This window comes from Actinoallomurus purpureus, assembly GCF_024055795.1.
GTDB classification, from domain to species: domain Bacteria; phylum Actinomycetota; class Actinomycetes; order Streptosporangiales; family Streptosporangiaceae; genus Actinoallomurus; species Actinoallomurus purpureus.
Window position 1 is genome coordinate 312,355 of sequence record NZ_JAMXMY010000008.1, and the last position, 22,067, is coordinate 334,421.

General features: G+C 70.7%; 22 protein-coding genes. 10 read left to right on the forward strand and 12 right to left on the reverse strand.

The window, feature by feature from the left end; translation table 11 throughout:
- The first annotated feature begins 585 nt into the window (after window positions 1–585).
- From NE236_RS17705 to NE236_RS17725, 5 genes are all read left to right on the forward strand, one after another.
- Window positions 586–1,671 (forward strand): Dyp-type peroxidase, encoded by a 1,086-nt coding sequence (locus tag NE236_RS17705; RefSeq protein ID WP_252843097.1) that lies wholly within the window; start codon window positions 586–588, stop codon window positions 1,669–1,671.
- Window positions 1,668–2,465, forward strand: coding sequence for a family 1 encapsulin nanocompartment shell protein (locus tag NE236_RS17710; protein WP_252843098.1), 798 nt, complete (start codon window positions 1,668–1,670; stop codon window positions 2,463–2,465). Before NE236_RS17705 ends, NE236_RS17710 begins: the two co-directional genes overlap by 4 nt.
- A gap of 650 nt (window positions 2,466–3,115) precedes the next feature.
- On the forward strand, window positions 3,116–3,715 hold the full coding sequence (locus NE236_RS17715) for a sulfite oxidase-like oxidoreductase (protein WP_252843099.1): 600 nt from the start codon (window positions 3,116–3,118) through the stop codon (window positions 3,713–3,715).
- Entirely contained in the window at window positions 3,685–4,428 is a 744-nt protein-coding gene (locus NE236_RS17720) for a ferredoxin reductase (RefSeq protein WP_252843100.1), read from the forward strand. Before NE236_RS17715 ends, NE236_RS17720 begins: the two co-directional genes overlap by 31 nt.
- Before the next feature lies 1 nt (window position 4,429).
- A complete protein-coding gene (locus NE236_RS17725) occupies window positions 4,430–4,699 on the forward strand; it encodes a DUF6510 family protein (RefSeq protein ID WP_252843101.1) in 270 nt (89 codons plus the stop codon).
- 118 nt (window positions 4,700–4,817) lie between these two features.
- Here NE236_RS17725 and NE236_RS17730 read toward each other — a convergent pair whose 3' ends face one another.
- The 9 genes from NE236_RS17730 to ldt-CoaP all read right to left on the reverse strand — a co-directional run bounded on the left by NE236_RS17730 (window position 4,818) and on the right by ldt-CoaP (window position 14,172).
- A complete protein-coding gene (locus NE236_RS17730; protein ID WP_252843102.1) occupies window positions 4,818–6,080 on the reverse strand; it encodes a cytochrome P450 in 1,263 nt (420 codons plus the stop codon).
- A gap of 101 nt (window positions 6,081–6,181) precedes the next feature.
- Window positions 6,182–7,429 (reverse strand): cytochrome P450, encoded by a 1,248-nt coding sequence (locus tag NE236_RS17735; RefSeq protein ID WP_252843103.1) that lies wholly within the window; start codon window positions 7,427–7,429, stop codon window positions 6,182–6,184.
- Between the two features lie 79 nt (window positions 7,430–7,508).
- Window positions 7,509–8,111: a GTP-binding protein gene (locus NE236_RS17740; RefSeq protein WP_252843104.1), complete on the reverse strand. Its 603-nt coding sequence runs from the start codon at window positions 8,109–8,111 to the stop codon at window positions 7,509–7,511.
- Window positions 8,098–8,457, reverse strand: coding sequence for a DUF742 domain-containing protein (locus tag NE236_RS17745; RefSeq protein WP_252843105.1), 360 nt, complete (start codon window positions 8,455–8,457; stop codon window positions 8,098–8,100). The genes NE236_RS17740 and NE236_RS17745 overlap by 14 nt, the downstream gene beginning before the upstream one ends.
- Complete coding sequence (locus tag NE236_RS17750) at window positions 8,454–8,873, reverse strand: roadblock/LC7 domain-containing protein (protein ID WP_252843106.1); 420 nt, start codon at window positions 8,871–8,873, stop codon at window positions 8,454–8,456. Before NE236_RS17750 ends, NE236_RS17745 begins: the two co-directional genes overlap by 4 nt.
- Before the next feature lie 101 nt (window positions 8,874–8,974).
- On the reverse strand, window positions 8,975–10,546 hold the full coding sequence (locus NE236_RS17755; RefSeq protein ID WP_252843107.1) for an ATP-binding protein: 1,572 nt from the start codon (window positions 10,544–10,546) through the stop codon (window positions 8,975–8,977).
- A 392-nt stretch (window positions 10,547–10,938) separates the two neighbouring features.
- Window positions 10,939–12,234 (reverse strand): cytochrome P450, encoded by a 1,296-nt coding sequence (locus NE236_RS17760; protein WP_372494373.1) that lies wholly within the window; start codon window positions 12,232–12,234, stop codon window positions 10,939–10,941.
- A gap of 171 nt (window positions 12,235–12,405) precedes the next feature.
- Window positions 12,406–13,107, reverse strand: coding sequence for a choice-of-anchor P family protein (locus NE236_RS17765; RefSeq protein ID WP_252843109.1), 702 nt, complete (start codon window positions 13,105–13,107; stop codon window positions 12,406–12,408).
- 231 nt (window positions 13,108–13,338) lie between these two features.
- Window positions 13,339–14,172: a L,D-transpeptidase gene (gene ldt-CoaP, locus NE236_RS17770; protein WP_252843110.1), complete on the reverse strand. Its 834-nt coding sequence runs from the start codon at window positions 14,170–14,172 to the stop codon at window positions 13,339–13,341.
- A gap of 342 nt (window positions 14,173–14,514) precedes the next feature.
- Here ldt-CoaP and NE236_RS17775 point away from each other — a divergent pair, with 342 nt between their 5' ends.
- The 3 genes from NE236_RS17775 (at window position 14,515) to mscL (ending at window position 18,149) form a co-directional block, all read left to right on the forward strand.
- Window positions 14,515–16,173 (forward strand): NAD(P)/FAD-dependent oxidoreductase, encoded by a 1,659-nt coding sequence (locus tag NE236_RS17775; protein WP_252843111.1) that lies wholly within the window; start codon window positions 14,515–14,517, stop codon window positions 16,171–16,173.
- Window positions 16,170–17,597, forward strand: coding sequence for an ATP-binding protein (locus NE236_RS17780; RefSeq protein ID WP_252843112.1), 1,428 nt, complete (start codon window positions 16,170–16,172; stop codon window positions 17,595–17,597). Before NE236_RS17775 ends, NE236_RS17780 begins: the two co-directional genes overlap by 4 nt.
- 129 nt (window positions 17,598–17,726) lie before the next feature.
- Complete coding sequence (mscL, locus tag NE236_RS17785) at window positions 17,727–18,149, forward strand: large conductance mechanosensitive channel protein MscL (protein WP_252843113.1); 423 nt, start codon at window positions 17,727–17,729, stop codon at window positions 18,147–18,149.
- A gap of 142 nt (window positions 18,150–18,291) precedes the next feature.
- On the opposite strand, the gene NE236_RS17790 is transcribed toward mscL, so the two are convergent.
- From NE236_RS17790 to NE236_RS17795, 3 genes are all read right to left on the reverse strand, one after another.
- Window positions 18,292–18,765 carry a carboxymuconolactone decarboxylase family protein gene (locus tag NE236_RS17790; protein ID WP_252843114.1) on the reverse strand — a complete coding sequence of 158 codons (474 nt, stop codon included), beginning with the start codon at window positions 18,763–18,765 and terminating at the stop codon, window positions 18,292–18,294.
- Window positions 18,766–19,588: 823 nt separating this feature from the next.
- A complete protein-coding gene (locus NE236_RS45540) occupies window positions 19,589–19,753 on the reverse strand; it encodes a DUF8820 family protein (protein ID WP_504915081.1) in 165 nt (54 codons plus the stop codon).
- A 347-nt stretch (window positions 19,754–20,100) separates the two neighbouring features.
- On the reverse strand, window positions 20,101–20,904 hold the full coding sequence (locus NE236_RS17795; protein WP_252843115.1) for an ATP-binding protein: 804 nt from the start codon (window positions 20,902–20,904) through the stop codon (window positions 20,101–20,103).
- 145 nt (window positions 20,905–21,049) lie between these two features.
- Between NE236_RS17795 and NE236_RS17800 the strand changes: the two genes are divergently transcribed.
- Both NE236_RS17800 and NE236_RS17805 read left to right on the forward strand, forming a co-directional pair.
- On the forward strand, window positions 21,050–21,850 hold the full coding sequence (locus NE236_RS17800; RefSeq protein WP_252843116.1) for a helix-turn-helix domain-containing protein: 801 nt from the start codon (window positions 21,050–21,052) through the stop codon (window positions 21,848–21,850).
- Window positions 21,841–22,008: a DUF397 domain-containing protein gene (locus NE236_RS17805; protein ID WP_252843117.1), complete on the forward strand. Its 168-nt coding sequence runs from the start codon at window positions 21,841–21,843 to the stop codon at window positions 22,006–22,008. Before NE236_RS17800 ends, NE236_RS17805 begins: the two co-directional genes overlap by 10 nt.
- The last annotated feature ends 59 nt before the right edge of the window (window positions 22,009–22,067 follow it).

Below are 22,067 nucleotides of genomic sequence, written 5' to 3' on the forward strand. Positions count from 1 at the left end.
AACCGGGCCGTGTCGACGTCCTCCGGACGTCCGGTGGCCGGTTTCGGTCATTCCGGGGCGGCTTGGCCCGTGGCGCCTTGCTCGACACGGGCGACACGGACGGCGCGGGCGACGCGGACGGGTCGGATGACATGGACGACATCGCGGACGGCGCCGCCCCCGCCCCATCGCCTTTCGGGCCGCCGTCATGACGGAAGAGAATGACCGCACCCGCGATGACCAGGGTAAGAGCGACGAGAAGCCCGCCGCCGAGGAGGATCCCACCGAGATGTGCGCGCGACGCCGATGCCGGCGCTTGCCCAGCGCCGGCCGTACGCGATTTGCGCGCCCCATCCCGATGTCGACCACTCACGCGGGCAGAGTAGCGGGGTTCGGCCCCCCACAAGATCGAATCGGCACATCCCCGGCAGGAACGCCGCCGACGCGTCCGGGGCCCGAAGAGCGCCCCGGCCGTGGCCGTCTCCGCGAGGTTCCCTGCGCCGAGGAGCGGCACGACCGTGCCGCGGAAAAAGTGCACCCCGCGCATAACGGGAGGCACCCGGCATGGCAGTCTTGCCCCGATTCCCTATGAAGAAGGGTCGCGCGATGGCGGAGACGACGCAGAGCCGGACCCCGCAGCCGATGCTGAGTCCGCTGACGACCGCTGCCGTCTTCCTCGTGATCACGGTCGACCCGGGCGGCGAGCCCGTCGCCCGCGAGCTGCTGGCCGACCTGGCGGGGCTGACGCGTTCGGTCGGCTTCCGGGTGCCGGACGGCAGGCTGAGCTGTGTCGCCGGCATCGGGTCGGACGCCTGGGACCGGCTGTTCGGCGGACCGCGCCCGGCCGAACTGCACCCGTTCCGTGAGGTTTCCGGGGCCGTCCACCGCGCGGTGGCCACCCCAGGCGACCTGCTCTTCCACATCCGCGCCGGGAAGCTCGACCTGTGCTTCGAACTGGCCACCCAGATCATGAACCGACTGCGCGGGGCCGTCACGGTGCGGGACGAGGTGCAGGGGTTCATGTACTTCGACCTCCGCGACCTGCTCGGTTTCGTCGACGGCACCGAGAACCCGGTGGGCCCGGCGGCGAGCGCGGCGGTCCTCATCGGGGACGAGGACCCGGACTTCGCCGGCGGCAGCTACGTGATCGTGCAGAAGTACCTGCACGACATGGAGGCGTGGAACGCTCTGCCGGTGGACGCCCAGGAACGGATCGTCGGCCGTACGAAGCTGGAGAACATCGAGCTGGACGACGCCGTCAAGCCGAGCAACTCCCACGTCGCGCTGACGACGATCACCGACCCGGACGGCACCGAGCGCCAGATCCTGCGCGACAACATGCCCTTCGGCAACGTCGGCCGCGGCGAGTTCGGCACCTACTTCATCGGCTACGCCCGGACGCCGGCGGTCACCGAGAAGATGCTGGAGAACATGTTCGTCGGCGACCCGCCGGGCAACCACGACCGGATCCTCGACTTCTCGACGCCGGTGACCGGAACGCTCTTCTTCGTGCCGACCGCCGACTTCCTCGAAGACTCTCCCGCCACCGAACCCGCCGCCGCGACGGACGTCCTCGGGATCGACACCGCCGTGATCGCGGCGGGCACGGCGTCCGACAGAACCACCGCCAAGCCGGAGACCCCGTCCGACGGTTCCCTGGGGATCGGCGGCCTGAACAGGAGCACGCGTTGAACAACCTGCACCGTGAACTCGCGCCCATCTCCGCCGCCGCGTGGGCCGACCTGGAGGACGAGGCGCGGCGGACGTTCGAGCGCCACGTGGCCGGCCGCCGCGTCGTCGACGTCCCGGAGCCCGGCGGGCTCGAGCTGTCCTCGGTCGCGACCGGGCGCCTGGACCCGATCTCCGCCCCCGCCGACGGCATCGTCGCGCACACCCGGCGGTCACAGCCGATCGTCGAGCTGCGGGTGCCGTTCACCGTGGACCGGCGGCAGGTCGACGACGTCGAACGCGGGGCCAGGGACGCCGACTGGCAGCCGGTGAAGGACGCGGCCCGGCGAATGGCGTTCGCCGAGGACCACGCGATCTTCGAGGGCTACACCGCGGGCGGCATCGCCGGCATCCGCGCGAACTCCTCCAACCCGGCGCTGTCCCTGCCGGCCGACGTGCGCGACTATCCCAACGCCGTCAGCCAGGCCGTGACCGCCCTGCGTCTCGCGGGCGTCGGTGGCCCGTACGCGCTGGTGCTGAGCGCCGACGCCTACACCGCCGTGAACGAGACCGCCGACCACGGCTACCCGATCCACGAGCACATCGCCCGCGTGCTGGACGGTGAGATCATCTGGGCCCCGGCGATCGACGGGGCGTTCCTGCTGTCGACCCGCGGCGGCGACTTCGAGCTGCGCATCGGCCAGGATCTGTCCATCGGCTACCTGTCCCACGACGCGGACACGATCCAGCTGTACTTCCAGGAGACCCTCACCTTCCTCGCCTACACCGGCGAGGCGGCGGTGGCGCTGACGGCGTAGGCCGTAGGCGCAGAGGTTCCACGGCCGGCGGCGGGGAGAGGCGTCGAGCCGCCTCCTCGCCGGCGTTCAGCGACGCATGCGCGTCTTGCACTTCTCCGGCGATTTGCGAAGCCCCGGCGGGCAGTCGGAACCGGGCGACGACACGGAGGCGGTGGCCGGCGTCCCGCCGGGGGCGGTGCGCGCCGAGGACGGCTGCCCGCTCGCCGAGGGACCGGCCGCTGTCCGAACGGCCGGAACCGGGGTCTGCTCGCGCAATGAGGACCTGACCCTCGGCGATCCGCTGGAGGCGTATGGTGCGGACGGCTCTCCACCGGCCGCCCGCCCGTTCGACCCGCCGCCCAGGAGGAGGGTGACCGTTCCACCGATGAACAGGGCGAACGCGGCAAGAATCCCGCTGACGAGCACCATTCGCCGGCGCGGAGGGCGCGCTGTCAGCGCCCACAGTCGCCGGTCGGCGACCGTGAGTATTTTGCCCCTTTTATCCCGATGTCGACCACTCACGCGAGCAGGTTAGCGGTGTTTTAATCTCCATAAGACCGGATGAGCGAGGATGACCGGTCATGAACGAGCGACACGGCGGTCACCCCAGGACGTAGGCCACCGAATGAAACGGGTATGGCAGCCCAAGAACGGACGAAAGGAGAGGGGCGATGGGCATCGTGTCGCCGGGGTTTCACGGCCGGCGGCGAGGCGCGGGCGTGAAGCTGCCTCCCGGCCAGTACCTCACCGAGGACTTCCCCGTCCTGTCGGCCGGTCCGACGCCGAGGATCCGGCCGGAGGACTGGGAGTTCACGGTCACGACCGAGACGGGGCAGGAGCACCGCTGGAGTTGGCGGGAGCTGCTGGACCTGCCCGGCGAGACGCCGACGGTCGACATCCACTGCGTCACCAAGTGGTCCAAGCTCGGCACCTCATGGGAGGGCGTGTCGCTCGACACCCTGCTGGCCGACGTCGACACGGCGGCCGACTACGCCCTCGTCCACTCCTACGGCGGCTACACCACCAACCTGCCGCTGGAGGACCTCCTCGACGGCCAGGCGTGGATCGCCTACCGATTCGACGGTGAGGACCTGGCACCCGAGCACGGCGGCCCGGCGCGGCTGCTCGTTCCGCACCTGTACTTCTGGAAGTCCGCCAAGTGGGTGCGCGGCATCCGGCTGATGGACGAGGACGAGCCGGGCTTCTGGGAGACCGCCGGCTACCACGACTACGGAGACCCATGGCGCGAGCAGCGGTACCAGGGCGACTGAGCTGGCGGGTCGCCCGGCTCACCGACACGCGGGCGGAGACGGCGACGGCACGCACCCTGGTCTTCGACGTACCGGGGTGGCCGGGCCACCTGGCCGGTCAGCACGTCGACGTGCGGCTCACCGCCGACGACGGCTACAGCACCCAGCGCAGCTACTCGATCGCCGCGCCGGCGGACGGTGATCGCGTCGAGCTGACCGTGCAGGACGTCCCCGACGGCGAGGTCTCCTCGTACCTGACCGAGGGGCTGTCCGTCGGCGACCCCGTGGAGATCCGCGGGCCCGTCGGCGGGTGGTTCGTCTGGCGGCCCGCCGACACCGCGCCGGTGCTCCTCGTCGCGGGCGGCTCGGGCGTCGTGCCGCTGATGGCGATGGCCCGCGCCCGCCGCCAGGCCGGCAGCCGTACGCCGTTCCGCCTCGTCTACTCGGTGCGGACGCCCGCCGACCGGTACTACGCGGCGGAGCTGCGCCGCCCCGACCCGGGCCTCGACGTCGCCTACGTCTATACCCGGGCGGTGCCCGAGGGCTCGTCCCGCCCGCCCGGTCGGCTCGCCGTCGCGGACCTGAACTCCGGAGGGTGGCCCGCCGACTTCGCGCCGGACTGCTTCGTCTGCGGGCCGACCGGATTCGTCGAGACGGCCGCCGACATCCTCCTGTCCCTCGGCCATGACGCGCGAAAGATCAAGACGGAGCGGTTCGGCCCGACTGGAGGCTGATGTGATCGATGATTACGAGGACGGCAACGCGCTGGCCGGCCCGCTGAGCGAGATCTTCACCTTCGACGTCACGACAGCGGACACCCGCTGCGCGGGCTGCGGGCGTACGGGCCCGGTGGCGGGCCTGCGCGTCTACACCCACGCGCCGGGGCTGGTCGCCCGCTGCCCCGGCTGCGAGGAGGTGGTCCTGCGCGTGGTCCGCACGCCGACGGCCGCCTGGCTCGACCTGCGCGGCAGTGTCGCCCTGCGCATCCCGCTCGCCCCGGCGTGACCCCGGGCGCGGCGACACGCCGTCGCGCCCGGGGTCACCGACCGCGGGGCATGCCGCCGCTCGAAGGCACGACCTCGGGCGCGCGGCACCCTGCCCCGGCGGTGCCGGATAGAGATCACTACCTGGCGATGGCTGTCGGGGAGAACTTGACGGGCAGCGAGATCAGACCCCGGATCTGGAACGACGACCGCCAGGTCAGCTCATCGGGGTACACCGCGAGGGTCGCGTCCGGGATCCGGTCGAGGAGCACCTCCACGGCGGTACGGGCGATCACCTCCGCGAGCTCCGGCGCCGGGTACGGGCATCCGTGGCTGCCGTGCGCGAAGGACAGGTGCGCGTTGTTGGCCGGCGCGCCCGTGGCGGGCCGGACGTACGGGTCGGCGTTCGCCCCGGCCAGGCCGAGGAGGAGGGCGTCACCGGCCCGGATGTGCCGCCCGCCCAGCTCCGTGTCGCGGGTGGCCCAGCGACCGAGGCTGTTCTGCACCGGGATGTTCTCCCACATCACCTCGTTGAGCGCCTGGCTGACGCTCTGGCGGCCGCCGGAGAGGGTGAGGGAGAACCGGTCGTCGGTCAGCATCAGCTGGAGGGTGTTGCCGATCCAGTTGGCCGTCGGTTCCTGAGCCGCCAGCGTCAGGAGGATCACGTCGAACAAGAGCTCTTCGTCGGTGAGGGCCGCCGGGTGGGCCAGCATCCGGGAGGTGACGTCCGGGCCCGGATCCGCGCGCTTCGCCGCCACGAGCGCCCCCATCCTGGCGGCGACTCTCTGGTAGGCCGGAATGGCCTCCTCCCCGCCGTCGAGAGACGTGACCAGGTCCCGTGCGGTGTCCCCGACGTCGGCGATGGGGATGCCGATGATCCCGGCGATGGCCATGACCGGGATCGAGTAGACGTACTGCGTCATGAGCTCGGCCTCGCCGCTGCCGGCGAAGCCGTCGATCAGCGTGTCGGCGATCTCCTCGCACCGGGTTCGCAGCTCGAACTGGTCGACGCCGGAGAGGGCGTCGCTGATGGCGGCGACCCGGCGCTGGTGTTCGGGACCCTCGCCGAACAGCACCGATGGCTGGTAGGCGGTGTACTGGATGAGCGGCCAGTCGGGCGCGATGTTCGGCCACTGGTTCCAGATGCGCGGGTCGCGGGCGAACAGCTGGGGATCGCTGAAGAGCTGGTGCAGCTCCCGGTATCCGATCACCAGCCATGCCGGCACGTCGCCTTCCAGCAGCGCCGGCACGACGGGACCGTACGTCCGCCGCAGCTCCCGATACAGCTGGGCGGGGTTCTCCTGGTAACGCGGACCGTACAGGGGGACCGAGTCCGGAGGGATCGGAGACGGAGGCCCTGCGGGCGAGGGCGTCGCGTCGGCGGTCGGCTCGGTATGGGTCATGGGTGCCTTCCCGGGGCAATGGAGGACGGGTCATCCAGTTCCGGGCGCCGGGCCGGATTCGTCGTTCAAGGCCCGGCGCCGCGCACTGAGGATGCCACGGATCATGAACCGGCGATGGACGCCGGGGAGAACTTCACCGGCAAGGTGAGCAGTCCTCGCATCTGGAAGGACGAGCGCCAGGTCAGTTCGTCGGCAGGCACCGCGAGGGCCACGTCCGGAATGCGGTCGAGGAGCACCTCCACGGCGGTACGGGCGATCACCTCCGCGATCTCGGGGGCCGGATGTGGACACCCGTGACTGCCGTGGGCGAAGGACATGTGCGCGTTGTTGACCGGCGCGCCCGATGCGGGCCGCACGTACGGGTCGGCGTTCGCACCGGCCAGGCCGAGGAGGAGCGCGTCACCGGCCTGGATGCGCCGGCCGCCGAGCTGCGTGTCCCGGGTGGCCCAGCGGCCGAGGCCGGCCTGCACCGGCGCGTTCTCCCACAGCACCTCGTTGAGCGCCTGCCCGACACTGCGGCGTCCGCCGGAGAGGGTGAGGGAGAACCGGTCGTCGGTCAGCATCAGGTGCAGCGTGTTGCCGATCCAGTGCGCCGTCGGTTCCTGTCCGCCCATCGCCACGAGGAGCAGGTCCGCGGCGAGTTCCTCGTCGGTGAGGGCCGCCGGGTGGGCCAGCATCCGGGAGGTGACGTCCGGGCCCGGCTCCGCGCGCTTGGCCGCCAGCAGATTCTGCATCGTGGCGGCGAGCCGCCCGTAGGCCGCCGCGGCTCCCTCGCCGCCATCGAGCGCGGCGACGGCGTCCCGGGCGACGCCATCGATCTCCGACGTCGAGATGCCCATCATCCAGGCGACGGTCATCACCGGGATCGAGTAGACGTACTGCGTCATGAGCTCGGCCGCGCCGCTGCCGGCGAAGCCGTCGATCAGCGCGTCGGCGATCTCCTCGCACCGGGCGCGCAACTCGAACTGGTCCACTTCGGAGAGGGCGCCGCTCATCGCGTCGACCCGGCGCTGATGGTCGGGGCCCTCACCGAACAGGATCGACGGCTGGTAGGCGACGAACGTCATGAGCGGCCAGTCGGGCGGGATGTTGGGCCACTGGTTCCAGATGCGCGAGTCCCGGGCGAACAGCTGCGAATCGCTCATGAGCTCGTGCAGCTCCCGGTATCCGATCACCAGCCACGCGAAAACGTCGCCTTCGAGCAGCACCGGCACGACGGGACCGTGCGTCCGCCGCAACTCACGGAAGATCTCGGCCGGGTTCTCCCGGTAGCGCGGGCCGTACAGCGGGACGGCGTCCGGATGCTCGGCGAGCACCGGCGGCACGGGTTCGGGGTGTTGCTGAGTCATCGGATGCCTTCTCGCGCCGCAGGCGGAAGACACGGGCCGGGAACGCTCCAGAGCGACGCCTGGAACGACGACGGCCCGGTCATCGGGCGCCTTCCTGCGCGGTGGACAGGGAGTACAGGTGGTTCACGAGCGTGATCAGCACCTTCTTGCTCGAATCGCGCTCGCGGGCGTCGCACTCGATCAGCGGGATGTCCTCGGACAGGTCCAGCGCCTGCCGGATGTCCTCGAGGCTGTGCGCCGGACCGCCGAAGTCGTTACGGGCGACGATGAACGGCATCCCGTGGTGCTCGAGACGGTCGATGGCGTACCAGGAGTCCTGAACGCGCCGGGTGTCCACGAGCACGACCGCTCCGAGGGTGCCGGCGAAAAGCCGGTCCCACAGGAACCAGAACCGCTGCTGACCCGGGGCACCGAACAGGTACAGCACCATCTGGTCGTTCAGGCTGATCCGGCCGAAGTCGAAGGCCACCGTCGTGGTGGTCTTGTCCTGCACGCCGCCCGCGTCGTCGATCCCGACGCCGGCCCGCGTCATCACCTCTTCGGTGCTGAGCGGGCGGATCTCGCTGACCGACCGGACCATGGTCGTCTTGCCCACGCCGAAGCCACCGACGATGACGATCTTGAGTCCGTTGCTGGCGGTGCTCCGCAGCGGCGTACTGGTGACCCGGTCAGAGCTTTTCAAGTCCAAGGAGCACCTGCTTCAGGATGGCGGGATCGGGGAGTTTGGTCTTGGCGGGAGCCGCGGACGGGTGACGTGCGGTGATTCGGCCGGTGTCGAGCAGGTCGCAGAGCAGGATCTTCACGACGCTGACCGGCAGCCCGAGCTCCGCGGAGATCTCCACGACCGCCATCGGGTTCGTGCACATGCGGAGGATCTTCACGTGCTCGGACTGCATGCCCGGCGTAGGGTCGCACTCGCTGACGATCAGTGAGACGAGGTCGATCGAGCTCTCATCGACCCGGCTGCGTCCGCCGGTGACGATGTACAGCCGGTCCGGGTCCTCTCTGTCGACTGACCGGGACGTCATCGTGCGACGCTGCCCTTCTGCGGCAGGCGGGGCTGGGCGACCAGGTACTCGCCGAGCTGCTCGACCAGCTCGTGCATGTTGTGGCCGATCACGCCGACGTCGGCGTCCTCGCTCGCGATGAGGGCCAGGTGGGCGCCCTCCCCGGCCTCGACGATGAACAGCAGCCCGCCGTGGAACTCGGTCATGGACTGGCGGAGGCCACCGGAGCCGTCGCCGAACTCCGCGGAGGCGCCGTAGGACAGGCTCTGGATGCCCGAGGCGATGGCGGACAGCTGGTCGGCCTGGTCGACGCTCAGCCCGTACGTGTGGCAGAGCTTCAGGCCGTCCTTGGACAGGACGATGGCGTGCCGGCTGTCCGGCGTCCTCTCGAGGAGGTTCTCCAGCAGCCAGTCGAGGTCGCGATCTGTGGTCTTCATAGGTTGTGCGGGGCGGTGATCCGGGCGCGGGCGCCGGAGATTCGTCCCCTGCCTCCAATCTCTTGTCGTGTCATTCCGGCTTGGCAGGGCGAGCCGAACATTCAGCTCTCATCGATCTCGGGTGCGGGTGCCTCATCGCTCGTGCGCTTGCGGCGACCGGCCTCATGGAAGGCGCTGAACCTCGCTCCAGGGTCTGACGCGGGCTTCACGGATCGGGGCTTCGGCGCCTCCGGCGTGCCGGGCGCGGAGGACGACGACGCCGCCGCGAGCGTCTGGCCTCTGCGGCGCTTGGGCATTCCGGCGATCATGTCGTCGCGGGTCGTGTTGTTCTCTCCCTCGCTCTCGACCTCGGGGGCGGCGAACGGTCCCGTCGGCGGGTCGGTGTCCCGGTCGGCCACCACGCTCTCGTCGGGCGCCACGGCCGGGGCGGAGACGTCCGCCGGCGTGGCGACGGCGGCGACCGGCTCGGACAGCACGAAGCCGCCCGTGGCGGTCGCGGTGTCGGCTCCGGCGCGGGTGGCCACGGCCCCGATACGGCGGGCTCCCCCGGCGAGCATCCGCGACGCGCTGTCGGCGATCGACGGCGCCACCTGCGTGATGAGCTGCCGCGGGATCATGACCACCACTCCGGTGCCGCCGCGGGAGGACGGCCGGAAGGAGACGGTGAGGCCGTGTTTACGCGCGAGGGCGCCCACCACCGCGAGGCCGAGACGGGTGCCGGACAGCGACGTCAGGTCCAGTGACTCCGACGACACGGCCCGCTCCGCGCGCTCCAGCGCGGCGGCGCTCATGGCCAGGCCGCCGTCCTCGATCGTGACCACGACGCCCGCGTACACCTCTTCGACGTACACGTGCACCTCTTCCGAGGGCGGGGAGAAACTCGTCGCGTTGTCCATCAGTTCGGCCAGGGCGTGCATGACCCCTTCGGCCGCGTAGCCCGCGACCGCGTCGGTGCTGGTGGAGTGGACGCGGACCCGCTGGTAGGCGCTGATCCGGCCGACGGCACCGCGCAGGATGCTCTCCATCACGATCGGCTTGGTCCAGCGTCGGCCGGAGCGGGCGCCGGTCAGCACGGCGATGCTGTCGGCGAGGCGGCCCGCCTGGGCGGTGGCGTGGTCGAGCTTGAGCAGGTCGCCGAGGACCTCCTCGTCGTGGCGGTTCTCCATCTCGCGCAGGTCGGCGAGCATGCTCGTGGTCAGGGCCTGGACGCGTCCCGCCGCGTTCGCGCAGGCGGACATCGCGGCCGCGCGCATGCGCTCTCCCCGGGCGACCTCGTCGACGAGGATGCGGAGGATCCGCCGGTGCACGGCGTCGGCGGGCTGCTCGACCGATGACATGGCCGTGTCGGCGGACGCGCCGTCGCGCAGCCGCTTCACCACGGCGGGCAGCGTCGCGTCGGCGAGCCGGGCGATCTCCGATTCCATCGTGGCGATGCGCTCGCGGAGGACGCGCGCGGCCTGGAATCCGTAGGCGGCGAGGGCCAGCGCGGCGCACAGGGCGAGCCCCGCGACGCCGGTGCAGGCGGCGACGAACCCTCGATCCGCGGCGGGGACCGCGGCCGTCGCCCACAGGCAGGCGCCGCCGGTGACGATCACCGCGGCCAGCAGGACGAGTAGGGCCCGGTCCATCGGCGGGCGCTCCGCCCGCTGGTGGGTAGGAACGTGTGCTGACATCTATCAGGTCCTCGTCGGCGGTTGGATCAGGAACGGAGTCATCCGGGAGGCGTGGACCGCTCCTTCCCCGCAGGCGGGAGAGCCGACCACACTCAGGAAATAGCGGATAAATCGGCGTGAGAGCGCCGTTCGGCACGGAGGGCGGCTATGTCCTCGGCCGGGCATCGCACGAAGAGGCGCCGAGAGCGACAGAAAGTGAAAGCCATTCGCTTTCGCCGATCCGCGCGTTCGTACGTCTCTATCTCGATCCCTCGCCTCAGCCGCGATGTCCGTCCTGACCCCGGACAGGGGCCAGGCTGCGTACGGGCGGAAATAGTACTGCTTCAGTAGTTCCCATGCGACGGTTTGTCACTTTTCGGTGGCATTTCGTACTTTGCCGGAGGGGAGCCCCCTCATCCGGCGTGGCCCCGTACGGGCGCCGGGGTGAATCGCACCGGCAACGCGATCAGACCTCTCATCCACACGGACGGACGCCACACGAGGTCGTCGGCGGCGACGGCCAGCGTCACGTCGGGGAGCCGGTCGAGGAGCACCTCGACACCGGTCTCGGCGATCACCTCGGCGACCTCACGCGCCGCCTGGGGGCAGCCGTGTTCGCCGTGGCTGAACGACATGTGCGCCTGGTTGCCGAGCGCCTCGGGGTCGGTCTGCGGCCGCACCTGCGGGTCGGTGTTGGCCGCCGCCAGCCCGAGAACGACCATGTCACCCTTCCGGATCCGCCGCCCGCCGAGCTCGGTGTCGCGCGTGGCCCAACGGCCGACGAAGTTCTGGGTCGGGGTGTCCTCCCACAGGACCTCATTGAGGGCCTGGCCGATGCTGCGGCGGCCTCCGGACAGGTTCAGCGCGAAGCGGTCGTCGGTGAGCATGAGCCGCAGCGTGTTGCCCAGCCAGTCGGCCGTGGTCAGCTGACCGGCCCCCATGATGAGGAACAGATCGGTCGGGATCTCGTCGTGGGGAAGCCCCGCCGGATGCGCCAGCAGCCGAGAGGGGACGTCGTCGCCGGGACCCTCGCGCTTCTCGGCGACGAGGCGCTGCATCCGGGCGACCACACGCTGGTGCGCGCGGACGGCCTCCTCCCCCTCATCGGCGGAGGCTGCGATGTCACGGGCCAGGGCGGGCGCGTCGGACTCGGGCAGTCCGAGCAACCCGGCGATGACGAGCACGGGCAGCCGGAGCGCGTACTGGGCGATGAGGTCGGCCTCACCACGGCCGGCGAACTCGTCGATCAGCCCGTCGGCGATCCGCTCGACCTCGGACCGCAGCTGGAACTGGTCGACGGCGGCGAGGGCGTCACCGGTGGCCCCGGCCCGCCGCTGGTGCTCCTCGCCCTCGACGTGAAAGGAGCAGGGCTGATGTTCGGCGTACGGCCGGAGGGACCAGTCGGCCGCGACGCGGTCCCAACTGTGCCAGCGGCGGGAGTCGCGGCCGAAAAGCTGGGGGTTGCTCGTGACCTGCCAGACCTCGCGATAGCCCAGGACCAGCCACGCGGGCGCGTCACCCTCGAGAACGACCGGGGCGACCTGACCGTGCTCCTGCCGGATCCGCCGGTACACCTCGGCGGGCTCCCGCTGGAACCTCGACCCGTACAGCGCGAAGCCCGTCGCGTCGTCCGGGCCTTCCGCCGTCGGGGCCGCCGGCGGCGAGGGATGGGGGTTCGTCACAGCGCCTCCCGGTGAAAATACGGGCATCTGACCACAGACTGGGTCAGAGCACCGAATGAGGCAGCAAAAATAGCGCCTTACCCGCTATCTCCACACGAGTACGGAGCGTTTCCTTCACCCCCGGAAGCACGCGATCCTCACGGACACGCCCGGTCTCCGTGGGACGCGCCCACGGAGACCGGCGTGTTCGGGTGATCGTCAGCCGGTGACGGGCAGGTTGCTGGGCACCGGGGTGGGCTTGGGCGCCTGGCTCGGGGGTGTGGTCGGGCCGGTCGGCGACGGGGTCGGCTTACCGGTGGGCTGGCCGGGCGGAGTGGTGCCGCCCGGCGGCTGGGTGGGCATGTCGGCTGCGTTGCAGGTGGCCGAGGAGATGCTGATGGTCTGGGCGTTTGCGAGGCGGACTTCGATGGCGGTGACGGTGAGGCTGCCGTCGGGGTTGTTGACCTGTTTGTTGAGGGTGACGGCGACGGCGCCCAGGCCTTGGACGGGGACGCTGATCGCGCTGTTGGGTGCGGCGTCGACGGCGAGGCGGTGGCCGGCGATCTGGGCGTCAGCCAGGTGGGAGACGCCGTTGCCGTTCTTGCAGGTGGCGGTGACGAGGTGGGCGGTGAGGGCGGCCTTGGCGACGCTCAGGTCGGTGACGCTGGCGCGGGCGTAGGCGGGTTTGGCGGTGACGTGCAGGATCTTGACGTCGATGAGGGGGTTGGCCGGCAGGTGGATCAGGCTCTTGTCGGCGGTGGCGGTGACGGCCGGCGTCTGGGGGATGGCGACCAGGCCCTGGGCGGCCAGGCCGTAGGCCGAACCGGTCCCGGTGGTGGCCGAGGCCGTACCGGCCAGGGCCAGCGGCACGGCCAGCGCACCGGCGGCCACCGCGCAGGCGGCAAGACGGGTCGAAAGCATTGCGACTCCTTGGGGGGATGAGCGAAAAAGGCGTGCCACGGTGCCCGGATGGGCCGTGGCGGGACTGGGCGGTGGCCCGTGGGGGGACTGGGCGGTGGCCCGTGGCGGGACTGGGCGCGGGTGGCCCGTGATCGCGGGCGTGACCATCGACCGGCCGGATCGTCGACCGGGCGGCATCGACCGCTGTGCGCCCTACCGGGATCCCCTTCGGACCTGCACCGAAGGGTGTATCTAGGCCGTGACGACGACCGGTGTGCCGAGGGGGACCTCGGACAGCTTCTTGAGCGCGTCGGCGGGTACACGGACGCAGCCGTGCGTGACCGCCTTGCCGAACACCGACACACTCGGCCAGCCGTGGAAGGCCACCGTGCCGGGGCCGCCGCCGAACGTGTCGAGCGTCTCGGAGTGCGCGCCGACCGGCAGGATGAGCGGGCTGAAGGTCTTCTTGGCCGGGGCCAGGGAGGCCAGCAGGAACGTGCGCCCGATGGGGGTCGGCGTCTTGGCGGCCCCGACCGCGACGGTCCAGCTGCCGACCCGGTGGCCGGACCGGGTGAGCGTCAGCGTGCGCGCCGAGTCGTCCACCTTGATCTGGTACGGGCTGTGGGCGGTCTCCAGACCGACCTTCCCGGTGGGGATCCAGCCGGTGGAACGGTTCGGCCGGCTGGGCAGCAGGACGCGCTCCCATCCCGGCTTCGTCTCGACGACCGGGACCCAGGTCGGGCCGCCGAGCTGTGTGCTGGGCAGCACGGCCACGGGCGGCCCCCCGGCGGTGGCGGACACGGGCACGGCGGCCTTCGGATGGGCCACCGTGCCGTCGGCCGCGGCGTCGGCGGCGTCCTGCCCGAGACCTTTCAGCGTGGTGTAGGTCGTCGCCTGTGGCAGCTTTCCGGTGGACGGTGCCGCCTTGTCACCGGACGGCGCCGGGGAGTGGCTCTTGCCGCAGCCCGTCGCCAGCATCGCGACGGCCGCCGTGGCTGCGGCGGCCGTCGTCAGACTGCGCGCCCGCACCGGCGCGTGCGGCAGCGCCGCACGGCCACGGGGAGCACGGATGGAACGATCGGTCACGAATACTCCAGGAGATCGTGATTCAGGGGGAGGCGAGCGGGGATCTCGCGAGACCGTTATCTCGGAGGGAAGCCACATAACTACCACAAGTAACGGCGGGTCCGTCAGTCACTCCATGAAATCAGTTGACAACAGATGCCCACCTGGGGAGATAACGCTAGATATCGCCACCGTCACCGTACGGTGACAAAGACCTCACCTCGACGGGTCGGCCCGAAATGCCGCACTCTGGGCAGCGGCTCCCGGGACACGCCCATGCGGCCCGCCTCACCGCGAGCACGGCCGTTCGCCGTCCGCATAGCAGCACTAGCTAAAAACCGATGAGCTGGAATGATTCGGGCTATGAGCATTCCGATCCTGATGACGGTCGACGATGATCCGTCGGTGTCCCGCGCCGTCGCCCGTGACCTGCGGCGACGTTACGGAGGCGACTACCGCGTCGTACGGGCCGACTCAGGTGCCGACGCGCTGGAGGCGTTGCGGGAGATCAAGCTGCGCGGTGACGCGGTCGCCGCCATCCTCGCCGACTACCGAATGCCCCACATGAACGGAATCGCCTTCCTCGAGCAGGCGATGGACCTCTTCCCGCACGCCCGGCGCGCGCTGCTCACGGCGTACGCCGACACCGACGCGGCGATCCAGGCGATCAACGTCGTCGACGTCGACCACTACCTGCTCAAGCCCTGGGACCCTCCGGAGGAGAAGCTCTATCCGGTGGTGGACGCGCTCGTGGAGACCTGGCGCGCCGTCGGGGACCGGCCGGTCGAGGAGACCAAGCTCATCGGGCACCGCTGGTCGCGCCCGTCGTACGAGGTCCGCCAGTTCCTGGCCCGCAACTCGGTCCCCTACCGGTGGTACTCCGTCGACGAACCCGAGGCGGTCCGGCTGCTGGAGGCGGCCGGCGCGACCGAGGACGAGATCCCGGTGGTGATCACCCCGGACGGCAAGACGCTGCGCACCCCGACCGGCGCGGAGATCGCCTCCGCCGTCGGGCTGTCGACCGAGCCGGCCGCCGAGTTCTACGACCTAGTGGTGATCGGCGGCGGGCCGGCCGGGCTGGGAGCAGCGGTGTACGGCGCGTCGGAGGGGTTGCGGACCGTCCTGGTGGAGAAGAAGGCCACCGGCGGCCAGGCCGGGCAGAGCTCCCGGATCGAGAACTACCTCGGCTTCCCCGACGGCGTCTCCGGCGCGCAGCTCACCGGCCGCGCGCGGCGCCAGGCGCAGAAGTTCGGCGCCGAGGTTCTCACCGCCCGGGACGTCGTCGGGCTGGCCGTCCGCGGCTCGGCCCGGGTGATCACGTTCGGCGACGGTTCGGAGATCGCCGCGCACTCGGTGGTGCTGGCGACGGGCGTGTCCTACCGGGCTCTGGAGGCCGACGGCGCGGAGCGGCTCACCGGGCGGGGCGTGTACTACGGCTCGGCGTCGACAGAGGCCCAGTCCTGCAGCGGCGAGGACGTCTACATCGTCGGCGGGGCGAACTCCGCAGGTCAGGCCGCGGTGTTCTTCTCCCGCTACGCCCGCACGGTGACCCTTCTCGTACGGGGGCCGTCGCTGGAGCGGTCGATGTCGCACTATCTGATCGAGCAGCTGCGGGCGATCGACAACGTTCAGGTCCGGGTGTGCACGACGGTCACGGCGGTCGACGGCGACGAGCACCTGGAGCGGGTGACGCTGCACGACGCGAGCACCGGCGCCACCGAGACGCTGCCGACCGACCACCTGTTCGTGTTCATCGGCGCGGCGCCCCGCACGGAGTGGCTCGGCGACACGGTCTTCCGGGACTCCCACGGTTTCGTGTGCACCGGCCCGGACCTGTTGCGCGAGGGGCGCCGCCCGAAGGGCTGGACCCTCGACCGCGATCCGCTGTACCTGGAGTCGTCCGTGCCGGGTGTCTTCGTCGCCGGTGACGTACGCTCGCAGTCGGTCAAGCGGGTCGCCTCCGCCGTCGGCGAGGGCGCGATGGCGGTCGCGCTCGTCCATCGGTACCTGGAGGAGCGTTGAGCATCGAATCTCTCACCCCGGACGAACTCCGCACCCTGTTCCTGTTCGAGAAGCTCTCGGACGAGCAGGTCGCCTGGATCGCCGAGCACGCGGTCGTCGAGGAGTACGCCGCCGGAGCGCAGGTGATCGCGGAGGGCGACCCCGCGACCTGCTTCTACGTGCTGCTGTCCGGCACGTTGCGGATGTGCCGGACGGTCCACGGCGACGAAGTGGAGATCGTCCGCACCGAACAGCGCGGGGTGTACTGCGGCGCCACCCAGCTCCTCATGGGCCAGCGGGGCGACCAGCGCTACTCCGCCTCCGTGTACGCCGTCACCGACCTGACCTTCCTGGCGCTGCCGGCCGAGCAGTTCGGCGAGCGGTTCATGAAGTGGTTCCCGATGGCCGCGCACCTGCTGGAGGGCATGTTCCTCGGGCGGCGCACCAGCGACGCCATCGTGGGGCAGCGGGAGCGGCTGCTCGCGCTCGGTGCGCTGTCGGCCGGCCTGACCCACGAGCTGAACAACCCGGCCGCCGCCGCCGTACGCGCGACGTCCTCGCTGCGTGAGCGGGTCGCGGGGATGCGCCACAAGCTGGCGCTCCTGGCCCGCGCCGACATCGACCCGAACCTCCTCGAACGCCTCATCGACGTCCAGGAACAGCTGGTCAAGCAGGTCGCCGACGCGCCGGAGCTGAGCGCGATCCAGACCGCCGACCGGGAGGACGAGCTGACCGACTGGTTCGACGAGCACGACGTCGCCGACGGGTGGAACCTCGCCGCGGTCTTCGTACCCGCCGGCATCACCACGGAGCGTCTGGACGAGGTGCGGGAGGCGGTCGGCGGCGACAACCTGAACACGGCGCTGCGCTGGCTCGGCTACGCGGTGGAGACCGAGACGCTCATGGGCGAGATCGAGGACGCCACCACCCGGATCTCCACCCTCGTCGGGGCCGCCAAGCAGTACTCCCAGATGGACCGCGCCCCGTTCCAGTGGGTCGACGTGCACGACGGCCTGGTGTCCACGCTCATCATGCTGTCGGGGAAGATCGGGAAGAACGTCCGGGTCGTGAAGGAGTTCGACCGGTCGCTCCCGGAGATCCCGGCGTACGCCGGCGAGCTCAACCAGGTCTGGACCAACCTGGTGGACAACGCGCTCGCCGCGATGAACGGCGAGGGCACGCTCACGATCCGCACCAGCCGGCAGAACGACCGGGTGCTGGTCGAGATCGGCGACACGGGACCGGGCGTCCCGGCCGACCTGCGGGAGCGGATCTTCGAGCCTTTCTTCACGACGAAGGCGGTGGGCGAAGGCACCGGGCTCGGGTTGGACATCTCCTGGCGGATCGTGGTCAACCGTCACCACGGTGACCTGCGGGTCACGTCCGAGCCCGGCGACACCTGGTTCCAGGTGGGGCTTCCGCTGACGGAACAGCCGGAGGCCTGAAAGGTCCGTTTCGTACCGAGACTGCCCCGCGACGTCCGTGCGGCGCGACCTCCCTGTGTCCGTCCGCACATTCGGCCGCCCGCCCGGAATAGGTCACTTCGGGCGGTGGCGGCGGGGATAATGCCTGCGATGAGTGGCTTCCGTAAGTTCATACTGCGCGGCAACCTGGTCGACCTCGCCGTCGCGGTCGTCATCGGCACGCAGTTCAGTAACCTTGTCAAACAGTTCGTCGACTCCTTCATCAGCCCCCTGCTGGCCCTCGTCGGAGGACAGCCCGACTTCACCGGCCTCGTGCTCAAGGTCGGCAAGGCGAAGTTCACCTATGGGGCGTTCCTCACCGAGGCACTGTCCTTCCTGATCTCCGCGGCCGTCGTCTACTTCGTGATCGTGCTGCCGGTCGCCCGCCTGCTGCAGCTGTTCGACCGGAAAAACGCGGAGACCGAGCGCGAGTGCCCCGAGTGCACCATGAAGATCCCCCTGGCGGCGCGGCGCTGCCCGGAGTGCACGGCCGTCATCAGGCCGGCGACCGAGCGACCCCAGCCGGCGTTCTGACGGGAGAAGAGGACGAGCGACGCAGCCCCCCGGCGGCGGAATCGGCCGCCGGGCGTACCAGACCAACGCCCCGGGCCCCAGCGAGGGGTGCCCAGGGCGTGTGCTGTCGGACACAACGGCGGTGCCGGTCCGGTACTCCTCGTTATCCGAACTGGCCGATCTGGTAGTCGCCGGCGGGCTGCTGGACGATGACGTTGATGCGGTTGTAGGCGTTGATGAGGGCGATGAGGGACACCAGGGCGGCGAGCTGGTCCTCGTCGTAGTACTTGGCGGCGTTCGCCCATGCCTCGTCGGTGACACCACCGGCGGCGTCGGCGATGCGGGTGGCCTGTTCGGTCAGTTCCAGGGCGGCCCGCTCGGCGTCGGTGAAGACCTTGGCCTCCCGCCAGGCCGCGATCAGGTTGAGGCGCTGCTGGGACTCCCCTGCGTGCGTGGCCTCTTTGGTGTGCATGTCGGTGCAGAAGCCGCAGCCGTTGATCTGGCTGGCGCGGATCTCCACCAGTGCCGCCGTCGCGGCGGGCAGCGTCGAGTCCGACAGGGCCTTGGAGGCCGAGTTGATGTACTTCAGGAACTTCCCTGCGGCCGGGTTACCGTAGTAGTTGAGACGGGCGTCCACGCTGATCTCCTTGCCGTGTTGGTTGTTACACCTCTCTGACAGAACAGCTCGGCACGATGTGACACGAACGGATGTGACCCCCGTCTCCCCTGCCGCAGGGGACCACCTACGACACCGCAGCTTCACCGGGTCTTCTGTACGCCACCGACCGGCACGCGCCGCCTCTCGGCGAGATCCAGTCCGCCGACTTTCGGAGAAATCTCGCTCGATGGGAACATCGGCCGCGCTTGTGCCGTTCATCCCAACGTGGCCGATGTGCCTGGTGTCCCCGGGCCTCAACTATCGCCTTCGCGGAATACCGTTCGGCTGGAGCCGCGTTGTGCCTTTCGCCGAGAGGCGACCCGCACATCGGTACACATGCGTCGACGGCCCTGCCGGGATTCCCGGCAGGGCCGTTCGATTTGCGGGTGATCCGGGAAGGCATCGCGGAGGAGAACGCCCCGAAACGCCTGCGCGCTCGGGTCGCCGGCCGAGAGCCGCCGTCCGCGTCCTCGGCTCCGTACTTCGGATCCTCTCCCTGGCCGACGAGGACGGCGAGGACGAGGTGATCCCCGACCCGGACGAGGGCGTGGCCGCGCTGCGCGAGATCGCCTGGGAATGAGAAGCCGTTGGCTTACCTCGCGCGGCGCCCCCGGGCAACGTCACCCGCCGGCGCGCTCCTCGGCGTGGCCGGGGTAACGGGTCACCGGGTCCGCCGACGCGCCGCGCCGGTCCCGAGGGCGAGGACCAGAAGGCCATCGACGCGATGAACAACACGCCTGAGCTTGATCGTCGAGGTTCTTCGCATGAGGAACGACGAAGAACCTCGACGATCACGGTCGGCTCAGTCGGCGACGAGGCGACTCCGCGGGCCTTCCTGCTCACGCTGCCGCCGGACGACGTACGTGCCGGACACGCAGCCGGTGGCTCCGTGCTCCGGGTGCAGCAGGTAGACGGGAGCCGAGTGTCTGCGACCGGCCAGAGCGGCGCAACGTTCTCCGAGCCCTATGCACGCCCCTCACCGGCAGACGACACCGGGACACCATCGCGACCGCGGGCAGGAGCCAGGCCGCGCACCCTCTGGCCCACCTCGCCGCGCCGCGTGCAGAAGTCTCGGGAAAAGCCCCCACCGGTCGCCGGTTCGCCACACCTTGCTCTCATTTGGGAGGCGGGCCGCGCGGCCTTCACCGAGCGTTCCGCCCGCCCCTCGACACCGGGCCACCACCGCGACCCCGCACCGGAGACGCCGCCGCGCCCTGGCCCCGGCGGGCGCCGACGGCACTGGCCTTGCCGCCGCCGTTGACGGGACGAATCCGGCGACCCGGACGTTCGACCGGCCACGACGGCGGCAAAGAGTCAACGGTGACGGCGATCTGACGCGTCGGCGGCGTCGAGGTCGGCGCAGTGTCCGACGATGCGCTCGACCACGTCCACCCGGTCATGCGACGGGTGACGCACGGTGCCCAGGCCCGGCGCGCGGTAGGTGATCGAGCCGTTCCGCACCCAGACGTGCATGCCGGCGCGTACGCAGATGACCGCCATGCCGTAGCCGATGGACAGTTGCAGCGGGCCGAGGCCTCGGGCGGCGAGGAGGGCGTGGATCTCCTCCGCCGTCCGCCGCGCGGTGCTCCCGCACGGCGTGAGGAGCCCGGCCGGTACGGGGACGGTGAAGGACACCGCCTTCCCCGGGACCGGCCCGGCGCCCAGCCGCGACCGCGTCCGGTGCACGCCCCACTCGCCGCCGTACTCGACGGTCAGCGCGTCCACCACCTCGAAGCCGCGCCCGCCCTCGGCGTCCGGTGGCGGCCGCAGCCGCCCGTTCGGTACGGGTCCGTGCCAGGGCGCGGAGTCGTACACGGCGAAGACGACCTCCGGCCGGGCGCGCCACCGGATGTACGCCCACAGCTCCGGCAGCCCGGCCATCGGCGGGTACGCGGGGACCTGGCGGCCGTACGCGTGGACGTGCACGTTGGTCGCCAGCTCCGACAGGGCGACGGCGGCGTCGTACGTCGTGACGTCGGGCATCCGCAGTTCGGCGAACACCGCCTTGAGCACACCTCGCGCGAATCCCGCCCCCGTCGGCCCCGGAGGCAGGGGCCAAGCGGCACACCCGCCGGCCGGTACGACCTTCGGGTCGACGACGCCGATCACTGTTCCCATGCCTACCCCGTCACCCGTCTGCCGGAATCTCCGTCAACAGCCTCCCCAATCGCGTGACTTTCAGTAATGATTTGTTCTACACAGTGTTACTTCCCGGCCAACCGGCCCCCGCCGGTTGCCAACACCGGCCAACGGAGGTGGCGAAATGCCGCGCCGACCCAACCCCCTCGACCCGTCTTCCTCTCCCCTCGCCCTCTTCGGCTCGGAGCTGCGCTTCCTGCGCGAGCGCGCCGCTCTGTCCCAGGACCAGGTCGGGGCGAAGGCCAACTACAGCGGCTCGCACATCGGCTCGATCGAGCGTGCCGAGGACATGCCGCTGCGCGACTTCGCCGTGAAGATGGACAAGGTCCTCAACGGGAACGGCATCCTCCCCCGCCTCTGGGACGGCCTCCTCAAGCGCAGCGTCCACCCACCGTGGTTCGACTGGCCGATCCACGAGGCCGCCGCCGACCTGCTGCGCAGCTTCCATCTCGCCGTGGTCGACGGCCTGCTACAGACCGAGGCATATGCTCGCGTGCTGCTGCACGGCGACGAGCAGGCGGTGCGGGCACGGATGGCACGTCAGGAGCTCCTCCGGCGGACCGAGCCCGACCCGCCCTACCTCGTCTCCGTGCTCGATGAGAGCGTGCTCTGGCGCGATATCGGCGGCCCGGAGGTGATGCGCGAGCAGCTCCAGCACCTGGTCTCGGTGGTCTCCGAGCGGATCAGCGTGCATGTGCTCCCGTGCGGCCTGCACCGTGGCATCAACGGATCATTCATCCTGGCCACACTGGAGGATCGGAGGGAGGTAGCGTACGAGGAGGCGGCGGCGCGCGGGATCACGACGGGCGAACCGAAGGTCTTGGCGACACTGACCGAGCGGTTCGAGTCGATCCGGTCGCGGGCGCTTCCAGTCGATCAGTCCCTCGACCTGATCATGAGGACGGCGAAGCAACGATGGAGTTGACCACCCCCGAGTGGCGCAAGTCCACCCGCAGCGGCGACAACGGCGGAGCTTGCGTCGAGGTCGCGGTCTGGCGCAAGGCGAGCCGCAGCGGCGACAACGGCGGCGACTGCTTCGAGGTCGCGGTGCTGTCGGTCGCGGGCGGCGACGACCGCGCCTGACCCGCGATCACACCGGACGATCACCCGGCCGGGCGACACCGGTCCGCGTGGCCGCGAAC

Bases quoted from the DNA above. Each gene is read 5' to 3' on its own strand.
- NE236_RS17715 (WP_252843099.1), top strand. From the start codon at position 3,116: ATGGGCATCGTGTCGCCGGGGTTTCACGGCCGGCGGCGAGGCGCGGGC.
- NE236_RS17730 (WP_252843102.1), bottom strand. From the start codon at position 6,080: ATGACCCATACCGAGCCGACCGCCGACGCGACGCCCTCGCCCGCAGGG.
- NE236_RS17720 (WP_252843100.1), top strand. From the start codon at position 3,685: ATGGCGCGAGCAGCGGTACCAGGGCGACTGAGCTGGCGGGTCGCCCGG.
- NE236_RS17795 (WP_252843115.1), bottom strand. From the start codon at position 20,904: ATGGGAACAGTGATCGGCGTCGTCGACCCGAAGGTCGTACCGGCCGGC.
- NE236_RS17750 (WP_252843106.1), bottom strand. From the start codon at position 8,873: ATGAAGACCACAGATCGCGACCTCGACTGGCTGCTGGAGAACCTCCTC.
- mscL (WP_252843113.1), top strand. From the start codon at position 17,727: ATGAGTGGCTTCCGTAAGTTCATACTGCGCGGCAACCTGGTCGACCTC.
- NE236_RS17755 (WP_252843107.1), bottom strand. From the start codon at position 10,546: ATGTCAGCACACGTTCCTACCCACCAGCGGGCGGAGCGCCCGCCGATG.
- NE236_RS17735 (WP_252843103.1), bottom strand. From the start codon at position 7,429: ATGACTCAGCAACACCCCGAACCCGTGCCGCCGGTGCTCGCCGAGCAT.
- NE236_RS17705 (WP_252843097.1), top strand. From the start codon at position 586: ATGGCGGAGACGACGCAGAGCCGGACCCCGCAGCCGATGCTGAGTCCG.
- NE236_RS17775 (WP_252843111.1), top strand. From the start codon at position 14,515: ATGAGCATTCCGATCCTGATGACGGTCGACGATGATCCGTCGGTGTCC.
- NE236_RS17800 (WP_252843116.1), top strand. From the start codon at position 21,050: ATGCCGCGCCGACCCAACCCCCTCGACCCGTCTTCCTCTCCCCTCGCC.
- NE236_RS17745 (WP_252843105.1), bottom strand. From the start codon at position 8,457: ATGACGTCCCGGTCAGTCGACAGAGAGGACCCGGACCGGCTGTACATC.
- NE236_RS17805 (WP_252843117.1), top strand. From the start codon at position 21,841: ATGGAGTTGACCACCCCCGAGTGGCGCAAGTCCACCCGCAGCGGCGAC.
- NE236_RS17760 (WP_372494373.1), bottom strand. From the start codon at position 12,234: ATGCCCGTATTTTCACCGGGAGGCGCTGTGACGAACCCCCATCCCTCG.
- NE236_RS17765 (WP_252843109.1), bottom strand. From the start codon at position 13,107: ATGCTTTCGACCCGTCTTGCCGCCTGCGCGGTGGCCGCCGGTGCGCTG.